This is a genomic window from Gillisia xinjiangensis (assembly GCF_046298265.1).
GTDB lineage: Bacteria > Bacteroidota > Bacteroidia > Flavobacteriales > Flavobacteriaceae > Gillisia > Gillisia xinjiangensis.
The window spans coordinates 1-509 of sequence record NZ_JBKAHK010000137.1; the positions used below are offsets into that span (position 1 = coordinate 1).

Sequence of the window (509 nt, forward strand, 5' to 3'; positions counted from 1 at the left end):
TCGTCCATATCTTCTGTTCGCCAGTTCTAGGGTTCGACCAGACCGCGCAGCCAGGTCAGCAAATTCGTCGCGCTCTCAATCAGCACCTGAGAGCCCCGCTCGAAGATGTTTCCGCCCATGTCAGCTGCCACAAAGGTATCCAGACCGTATTGCCGCTCGATGACCAGCAGCAGGCCGAAGACCATAACGAGGCCCGCCACGGCACCGCCAAGAGCGGCGGTGTCGACGAAACGTCGCGCCGTTCTTTTCCGGGTGTCTGTTACGGAGCCGAGCACCGGAATGCCGGCGAAGTTGCGCAGCTCCACCGCCGTCGAGAAACTGGTGTCGAGGATCACCAACAGCAGGGCGAAGCCCGCGCCGGCCGCCGCGGCCAGGATCAGGACCGCGGTGAGGAAAAGCGGCCGGTTGGGGCCGGTCGGCTTGCTCGGAACGATCGGCGGCTCGATCAGGCGGTACTGCACTTCCTGGCCCACCGCATCGCGGTTCCTGGACATGCGGGCGGATTCACG

General features: G+C 64.2%; 1 protein-coding gene. It reads right to left on the reverse strand.

Translation table 11 applies throughout. The features are described 5' to 3' along the window. Positions 1-26 precede the first annotated feature (26 nt). A partial coding sequence (locus ACKGJN_RS16880) for a hypothetical protein (protein ID WP_409540740.1) occupies positions 27-509 on the reverse strand: 483 nt, incomplete at its 5' end.